Origin of the sequence: Sphingobacterium sp. UBA6320 (genome assembly GCF_002440335.1) — a bacterium.
Classification (GTDB): domain Bacteria; phylum Bacteroidota; class Bacteroidia; order Sphingobacteriales; family Sphingobacteriaceae; genus Sphingobacterium.
This window is the reverse complement of the sequence record NZ_DJTA01000029.1, coordinates 122,655-130,590: the sequence shown is the minus strand read 5'-3', so window position 1 is coordinate 130,590 and position 7,936 is coordinate 122,655. Positions and strand designations below refer to the sequence as shown.

The 7,936-nt window shown below is 36.6% G+C and carries 5 protein-coding genes and 2 tRNA genes; 6 read left to right on the top strand and 1 reads right to left on the bottom strand.

From position 1 onward, the window contains the following. Positions 1 to 167: 167 nt before the first annotated feature. Both B3P23_RS18950 and B3P23_RS18945 read left to right on the top strand, forming a co-directional pair. A complete protein-coding gene (locus B3P23_RS18950) occupies positions 168 to 746 on the top strand; it encodes a hypothetical protein (RefSeq protein ID WP_248754159.1) in 579 nt (192 codons plus the stop codon). A gap of 305 nt (positions 747 to 1,051) precedes the next feature. Continuing rightward, a tRNA-Arg gene (locus tag B3P23_RS18945) sits at positions 1,052 to 1,125 on the top strand. A 40-nt stretch (positions 1,126 to 1,165) separates the two neighbouring features. On the opposite strand, the gene B3P23_RS18940 is transcribed toward B3P23_RS18945, so the two are convergent. After that, positions 1,166 to 1,732 (bottom strand): NADPH-dependent FMN reductase, encoded by a 567-nt coding sequence (locus B3P23_RS18940; protein WP_293928749.1) that lies wholly within the window; start codon positions 1,730 to 1,732, stop codon positions 1,166 to 1,168. 291 nt (positions 1,733 to 2,023) lie between these two features. On the opposite strand from B3P23_RS18940, the gene B3P23_RS18935 reads away from it, so the two are divergent. The 4 genes from B3P23_RS18935 (at position 2,024) to B3P23_RS18920 (ending at position 7,926) form a co-directional block, all read left to right on the top strand. After that, positions 2,024 to 2,111, top strand: a tRNA-Ser gene (locus B3P23_RS18935). Between the two features lie 732 nt (positions 2,112 to 2,843). Then, positions 2,844 to 3,245, top strand: coding sequence for a hypothetical protein (locus tag B3P23_RS18930; RefSeq protein WP_293928747.1), 402 nt, complete (start codon positions 2,844 to 2,846; stop codon positions 3,243 to 3,245). Between the two features lie 115 nt (positions 3,246 to 3,360). After that, positions 3,361 to 4,749 carry a TolC family protein gene (locus B3P23_RS18925; RefSeq protein WP_293928745.1) on the top strand — a complete coding sequence of 463 codons (1,389 nt, stop codon included), beginning with the start codon at positions 3,361 to 3,363 and terminating at the stop codon, positions 4,747 to 4,749. A gap of 9 nt (positions 4,750 to 4,758) precedes the next feature. After that, positions 4,759 to 7,926, top strand: a complete 3,168-nt coding sequence (locus B3P23_RS18920; protein WP_293928743.1) for an efflux RND transporter permease subunit — start codon at positions 4,759 to 4,761, stop codon at positions 7,924 to 7,926. Positions 7,927 to 7,936 lie beyond the last annotated feature (10 nt).

Below are 7,936 nucleotides of genomic sequence, written 5' to 3'. Positions count from 1 at the left end.
GTTCGAATCCAGCTGGCACCACATCAATAGCTTTAACATATATGTTAAAGCTATTTTTTTTCCTACTCCGCTTCAGTAACAAATTGATTATTTAGACATACTATTCGCATCACGGTAATATTTTTTTGTAACTTCAAGGTTTAATATTTTTTCACAAAAAAACTTACATGCTAAGAATATCCAGCATCCTATTTTTTTCTTTTTTAATCCTAAGTAGTGCCTGTAACAACTCTACTGGAAGTACAATAGCGTCTGTACTAAAATCACGTTTTGATGGGCACTACGCTTATCCAATATTATCTTGGGCAGGAAAAAATCCAGCAGAAATAGGCTGCATCATCGAAAAACATTTTGATTATCGAGATTCCATATTTAATTGCGATCATAACAACTACATTAATAAAGGAGACCCCTGTGTATTGACCGATGCCTATTATGAAGGCATACAATTTCCATCGACATTGACATCTAAAATTTCCCCATTAATTAAGGATATTGGTCTTAGTTTTGAAAACGGCAGTTTACAAGAGATATTTGTAACCTTTAAAGATAGTATAGCAAAGAACAAGCTGGAAGAACTATTTCAATTACCCAAGGACAAAGTAAATCTACCTGAAGATATTATGCGGATAGATTATGGAGACAATATTTATTCAAGTGACAAACCTATCGACACCAATTACACTAAGTGGCTAACTATAACAACCATCGAACATATAGGTACAACTGATATGGACTGTGAATAAGTTAACGGATTACCTTAAAACATGATTAAGGAATACAGTTTCTTCAAATCAAACTTTCAAGACAATACACCGTGACATATCCCATATACGCTCAATCTATCAAGTTATAATGAAAAAATATTCATTATAACTATCAATGACTACTAAAATCGACTCCGTTCACAGCAATCCCCAATTTTTAGTTTAAATACTCAAAAATTAATCAGCTTGAAAAGCAAGGACTTAATGTTTTTGATTAAAAAAAAAGCACTTAAGTTTTGGAAATATAGATCATTTAAGTACTTTTGCATCACCGAAAGGGACACGCGCTCATAGCTCAGCTGGATAGAGCATCGGTTTTCTAAACCGACGGTCTCAGGTTCGAATCCTGATGGGCGTACTTAAAATCCTCTTTACAAAAGTAAAGAGGATTTTTTGCTTTATACTTTTTTCTCTTCTATATTGTTTTCAATCCACGATTTAAATTTAATAAGAAAGGACTTTAGAAAATCTCGAGTAGATGCATCTATTAATGCGCCTGACTCATCAAATAGATTGGCTGCATGACTTAAATAAGCTTCTGGTTGTTGGAGAGTTGGCATATTTAAAAACACTAAAGATTGACGAAGATGATGATTAGCTCCAAAAGCACCTAATCCCCCCGCTGTACAGCTGATAATAGCAGCAGGTTTACCATCCCATACACTTTTGCCATAAGGTCTTGAGCCCACATCTAATGCATTTTTAAGTACTGCGGTTAAAGATCGATTATATTCGGGAGTAATAAACAATACCGCATCATAAAGCTTCAATTCCTTTCGAAAATTTTGCCATTCAAGGGGCTCATTTTCTTCCAAGTCTTCATTATATAAAGGTAGCTCCCCGATTTCAATATTTTCAAAATGCAGACCTCCAACCTTGAACTCACTAACAGCCCTAGCAATTTTTTTGTTGAATGATTCCTTTCTTAAACTGCCAACGACGAGTGCAACTTTGAGTAATTTCATACGTATAAACTTTTATTTATATCATAACATATGATCTCAAAATTTGTTTTTTATAACCCTACAAGAGAAAAACAAAGACAAAATGTACTTTTTTCCATGATCTCATCATTTCTTTTTAAACACTAAAAGTTTATGTTTATCATTTAATACACCTTTAACTCCCATCCTAAATCATAAAATAAATAAAATTAAAGCCCTTAATATCAATAAAATCCCCTCTTATATCCCATTAAAGTGATTATATTATCAAAATAAATTTGGTAGCAATGTTAAAATTCGTACTTTTGTCGCGGAGAGCTGGCAGAGTGGTCGAATGCGGCAGTCTTGAAAACTGTTGACTGTCATAGGTCCGGGGGTTCGAATCCCTCGCTCTCCGCCAACAAAAAATAAAGCCCAAAGTAATTTGGGCTTTTGTTGTTTATAGACTTTTGGAAGCTTGCTCCAACAATAAGACATAAACAACAAAGTAAATGAGCATAGCGAATGGCTTTATTTTATGATGAAGCCTCCCCCTTTAAGGGATCATGTAATAATCCCTCGCTCTCCGCATCCTAAAAAGGAGAAAGTATCAAAACCCTACAAATTGTACAATTTGTAGGGTTTTTCTTTTATACGCCATATCGTTTTTTTCAATACATCTCATTTCCAGCGAGACCCTAAAAAATGGTTAGCTAGGGTCTCGCTAAAATGAACCTCTAGATGAACACCCAACAAAGGCATTACCTGACCAGTTGTTGAACATCTTGACAGTTTATATCCAATGGAATAAATTGAATATTGAAATAAAACACCACCACAATGAGCAATCAAGTTACTGTCTACATGTGCGCCCTAGCAGCAAAAGCCAACAAAGCAGGCCAACATCCATTTATTTCCGTATAACCATTCAGGGCAAAAGCACCGTATTCTCCACTAGGAATTCCTCATACCATCCAAATGGGATCCAAAAACTCGGAATATGGGTCGTACTAAGTATCATGATGTCCTTTACGAAAAATAGATTAAAATACAATGTATAAAGATTATGTCTTAAGCAACAAACCTGTTAGAAAACAAAAACCAGTAGGAAATATTTGCTGAATCATATAAAAAGCCCTAGATTTACGACGATATGAATTGCTATAGATTAAACATAACAAAAAAAATTCATCGTATCTTATTTATCATTGTCACGATTTTTTTTGTGCTTTTGACTTCCTGTGCAGTAAAAAGTAGTATCAAAAGCTGGGCTGATATCCAAATCAGTACAGTACAAGCCCCTGTAAAAAACGGAAATTTATTTTCAGGCAGCAGTAAGGATAAATGTAGCAGTGCTGAAATCACAGACACACACATATCACAAACTATTTCTTATAAGGCTAGTGATTATACACCAACAGTCTTATTTACAATCGCATTTTTGCTGCTTTTTAGCGTTACTACTGGCAGGCTGCAAGTACCTACACATTATGGAAAATTAAAATTATCAAGTTCCATACCCATCTTTATACGAGATCGTAATCTCCAAATTTAATATTCTTTTTCACCTCCCCGTACTCCTATTGATCATCACTTTAATAGGCAAAACTTCTATTTTATTCAAGATAGATCGTTGATATACCAACGGTCTCATAATAATTATAATCACTATGATAAAACACATAGTGGCAACTACATATTTGTGGTTTGCCATTGCGTCCTTATCGCCAATATACGGACAGCAACAAATCGATCATACACTGGGCAATTTATGGCAACAGGTGGAAGAGAATTATCCCGGAATTGGGGTTAAAAGAAATATAGCACATGCTGCCCAGTTAAAAGCGATGGCTATAAAGACTAGTAGTCTTCCGCAACTAAAAACGCAGGTACAAAATACTTTCGGGACATATGAAGGTAATGCAGGAGCTTTTTTTCCACAACCCGGTTTTTTCAATGTTAGTGGCAATTCAACTGCACAAGAAAATAGCCGCCTAGCCGCAAATAGTTTCGCGTCTGCTACTATAGAATGGGAATTATTCACCTTCGGTAGAATTAAAAATGAAAATGAAGCAGCACAGATGTTATTTCAGAAAAAAGTCAGTGAGCAAGAGGCATACATTCTCAACCTCAAAAAAGTACTATCCGAACGCTATATTACACTGCTCTATCATAACGCAAAATTAGATTTATCAAAGAAAAACACCGAACGATTAGACGATATTCGCAAAATCAGTTCCAGTTTAGCCTTATCCGGTCTTAAACCTGCAGCTGACAGTCTCTTAGCATCCTCTTCTTATATGCAGGCAATAGGCGAGTATGACCATTGGATGGGTAATAAGCATTCATCTTACATCAAACTCAAAGAATTATATGGCAGAGAAAATCTGACTTACACTTCATCTATTCATCGCTTTTCTAATCCGAAAGAAAAATATCATCTGCTTGCTGATCAAGGCATATCAAATACACATCCAGTATTAGTTACATTAGAAAAACAAGCACAATATTACATCCATACAGGAGAAGCACAAAAAAAAGCAGCCATGCCCTCTTTGAAATTATTAGGTGGTTATGGATATCGGGGAACAGGTGTTAGCACCACTGAAAAAACTTCAAATGCGTGGCAAGATGGGTTTAAAAATAGCACCAACAATTTGTTGGTTGGAATAGGATTAACCTGGAATATAACGAGCCTATATACTAATCGATTTAGAGGAGAAAGCTTATTAAAAGAAGCTGAAGGCACGAAGTTATTACAGACACAATATCAGCAAGCTATGCAAGCTGATCTATCTGCATCTCAAACAAAAAGCATCTGGAAATATAAACAGATCCAAAAATCCCAAATTGCTGTTAAACAAGCTCAAGATGCTTATATCATGTATCTCGCTCGATATAAGAGTGGATTGATCACACTGAGTGAATTATTACAAATCCGCAATTTATTAGAACAAGCTGAAAATAATCATATCGAAGCTTCACTTTCCTACTGGATATTATTGGCTCATGAATCAGAGTTAGCTGCCGATTTTGACTATCTTTTTAATAACCTTTAATACATAGACATGAATCTAATTAGATTTGCACTTAGGAAACCCATTGCTATCATGGTAGCAGTCATTACGATCGCCTTTTTTTCCTACAGTACAATAAAAAAAATAAATGTAGACATCTTCCCTGAAGTTGAACTACCTGCCATGTATATCGCTATGCCTTATGGGGGTTTATCTCCAGCCTACATGGATGGATTTATGGCAAATGAATTTCAGAAGGTACTTTTATTTGTAAGTGGTGTCAAAAACATTGACTTTAAAAGTGTACAAGGGCTAAGCCTAATGAAACTTACCTTTTATCCGGGCACTAATATGGCACAAGTGGCTGGAGAGGTTTCAACATCAGTTTCAAGAGCCATGGGTTTTCTACCTGCAGGAGCAGTACCTCCTATGGTCGTACGCTTAGATGGAAGTTCACTCCCTGTCGGGCAATTGGTATTTGAAAGTGACAAGCTCTCAATCAACGAAATACAGACCCTTGTCCTAACGAAAATTAGGCCCATGTTCGTTGATATTCCTGGTATTACGGCTCCTGCACCATTTGGAGGAAGCACACGTTCTATAGTGATCGATATTGATCCCCAGGCCATGCAAGCAAAAGGTCTGAGTCCAGAAGACATTACCATAGCCATTACAAAAAGTAGCATTCCATCTCCTGCAGGAAACATCCGTATCGCAGATGAAAATTTAATGGCTCCCATTAACTCAATAGTCAAAAATCCGGAAGAATTTTTAAACACTCCTATCAGAACAACAGACAATCGCATCATTTACGTACGCGATGTAGCCTCAGTATCTGACGCGGCGGATCAGACTGTAGGTTATGCCTTGATCAACGGAAAGCGTTCTGTGTACTTGCCCATTATTAAAAAAGCTGATGCTTCGACACTTGATGCTGTTAATAATTTAAAATCATCAATGGGTATGTTAAAAAATCAACTTCCTGAAGATGTAAATATCCGTTATGAATTTGATCAGTCAAAATATATAGAACGTTCATTAACAAATCTCATACATGAAGGTATATTGGGAGCCGTATTTACCGGATTAATGATCTTCTTATTCTTGGGTGATAGTCGAGGAGCAATTATCGTGGTACTTACTATCCCGATTGCTATTCTTTCAGCTGTTATGGTACTATACTTCTTTGGCCAAACACTCAATATCATGACATTGAGTGGTCTTGCATTATCGATCGGCATCCTGGTTGATGAAGCCACAGTTACCATTGAAAATATACACCAGCATATGGAAATGAAAAAAAGTAAGCAAAGAGCTATTCTCGATGCATTACTTGAAATTTCTGTTCCTAAATTGTTAATTCTACTTTGTATCCTTGCTGTGTTGACACCTGCCTTTATCATGACAGGTATTCCTAGAGACATGTTTATTCCTCTCTCTATGGCTGTAGCTTTTGCTATGATTGCCTCATTTATAGCTTCTCAAACCTTTGTTCCAATATTGGCCAATTGGTTTATGAAAGATAAGCATCAAGAGATAAAGAAAATACCAAGAAAAAGAGTATTATTTGAAAAATTCAGCCTCAACTATTCGTATAGGATAAGGAAATGGTCTACCCAATCATTATCCCTTTTTATAGTGTACGTATTATGCACTGGAACTGCAACCTGCTTATTATTGAACTTCGTCGGTACAGATGTGATGCCTATTTCCAATAGTGGAGATTTTCAGATACGTATCCAAGCAACACAAGGAAGTAGAATTGAAAAAACAGAACAAATTGTCAAAGCAATAACAGAGGATATCAAAGTCATGCTTCCTGACAATGGAACTACGATCACATCAGCTTTTATTGGGATGCATCCGCCAACATCCCCAATCAATCCTATTTTTCTGTTTACCAGTGCTTCTCATGAAGCGGTATTGCAAGTATCCGTTAATCAAGAGATCTATAAAAATTCCATGGAGGACCTCAAAGAGGAAATAAGAAAAAAAATAAACGAAAAGCACTCACATGTACAGCTAAATTTTGAACCGATGGAGCTGACTGAAAAAATAATGGGACAAGGAGCCATGACTCCGATTGAAGTTAAAGTCGGAGCTGGGCAATTAAAGGCTGCAAGTGCATTTGCAGCAAAAATTGAATCCAATTTAAAAGAAATATCATATTTAAGAGATGTACGCATCGCAGAACCGCTGGAATATCCTACAGTAGAAATTGAAGTCAATCGTGATCTTGCGGGGCAGTTTGGTTTAACCATGCAAGACATCACACGAAGTTTGATTACGGCTACATCATCTACTAGATTTACAGATAAAAATCTGTGGGTAGATCCTAAATCAGGACTTGTTTTTCAAGTTCAGGTACAAATCCCCGAGCAGATCATGTCATCAGAAGAAATGCTCAAGTCACTTCCGTTAAAAAAAGGAAATCTTCGCCCTCTACTAGAAGATGTTGCAACAGTACGCAGAGTGACAGCTCCAGCACAAGTAAACCGTAAAGGTCCCAATCGTTATGTCACCATTATCGCCAATGTTTACAATAAGGATTTAGGTACAGCGTCTGCAGCCGTAAAAAAAGCAATCAATGATGTAGGACAACCTCCTCGGGGTATCAATGTATGGACAGAAGGAACAATGCAACTGCTGGATGACACATTAGGGAGCCTGTTGACAGGATTAGCAGTAGCGATTATCGCTATTTTCTTGATGTTATCCGCTTATTACCAATCTTTTAAAATTCCATTAATTATTTTATCCGTTATTCCTGCGGTGATTACTGGAAGTTTAATTATACTTTTTTTATCCGGCAGCACACTTAATTTACAATCCTATATGGGAATAATTATGTCCATCGGTGTATCAGTATCCAATGCTGTATTGCTTGTTAATCAAGCCGAATATTATAGGAGAAATAGGGCTTTGAAACCAGTAAATGCAGCAAGACTAGCAGCATCATCTCGTTTGAGACCTATATTAATGACTGCTGCTGCCATGCTAGCTGGTATGTTGCCGATGGCCATAGGCATAGGTGACGGAGCAGAGCAAGTTGCACCATTAGGTAGAGCCGTTATTGGTGGGCTTATTGCATCTACCCTAGCTATTCTGCTTCTCTTACCACACTTTTTCTCGTCTCTTATGTCCAAAACAACTATTATCAGTCCATCTCTTGATCCTGATGATAAGGAAAGCCAGTTTTTTTCTAATCAAACAACATAATTCATTTAAA